A 1,070-nucleotide genomic window follows, 5' to 3' on the forward strand; every position below is an offset into this window, starting at 1 on the left:
CTTGAATTATCAAACCAACTGCAACACTTCATCAAAATAAACCTCATAAGGTGTTTTCCAGTTTAAACACTTTCTGGGTCTATGATTAAGTTCATTTACTTTACTGATAATATCGCTTTCATGCCACTTGCTTAAATCTTGATGCTTAGGGAAATATTCTCTAAGCAGTCCATTGGTATTTTCATTACTTCCCCTGTCCCAAGGATGTCTTGGTGGGGGAAAGTAAAACTCTACATTTAACTGCTGACTGATTTTTTCATGATGAGCAAACTCTTTTCCTCTATCAGGGGTAATTGTATGGACTTTTACATCCTTTAATAAATCAATCATTGCAGTTTGTACATGTTCTGCCCTCTTGGCAGGCAATCTTCTGCACCACAGATAACGGTTTTTTCTATCTACTAAGGTGAGTAGGTAATGACCACCAGAGATACCCAAGACAGTGTCTGCCTCTATGTCACCTGTCCGCTCTCTTAAATCAGCCATCTTTGGACGTTCTGATAATTCATGACTGATCTTAATTTTACCACGCTTTTCATCATGAGTCTTAGCATGTCTTGTCTTACCTTTATGGCGTAGCTTACGACGTGCCAATCTGCCACCTTCATCAAACCATCCATGATAAATGGCTCGATAAATTGTATTGGCACTTATTTGGTGTTTTGTATTCTCAAGCCTAAGACGTTTGCTGATTTGCTCTGGAGACCACCTGTGACTCATAAAAACTTATCATGCACCAACTGACATAACTCTTTGTCATCTAATTTAAACTTAGGTTTGCATGCTTGACGTTTTTTATCATAGTTTATCTGAGCCGTGTTGGCACTATATGCTTGGTTTAACTTACAATTTCTTGATATTTCTCTTGAAATTATTGAACGAGAACATCCTAACATGCTTGCGATTTTACTGGGTTTTATGCCTTGTGCAAGCATTAACATTATCTTTTCTCGTTCATTTATGCTAAGATGTTTGTGGGTGTTCATGGTTACTTTTTATTTGTGTGGTAACAATATTATAAGTAATTATGAACATCTTTTCATTTGTTGCGGTTGGATTGTATGTTTAAG

General features: G+C 36.8%; 1 pseudogene. It reads right to left on the reverse strand.

Going from position 1 to position 1,070, the window contains the following annotated elements:
- Nucleotides 1-9: 9 nt before the first annotated feature.
- Nucleotides 10-986, reverse strand: a pseudogene (locus B5J93_RS13215) (IS30 family transposase).
- Between the last annotated feature and the right edge of the window lie 84 nt (nt 987-1,070).

The sequence above is a fragment of the Moraxella equi genome, from assembly GCF_002027555.1.
Taxonomy (GTDB): domain Bacteria; phylum Pseudomonadota; class Gammaproteobacteria; order Pseudomonadales; family Moraxellaceae; genus Moraxella; species Moraxella equi.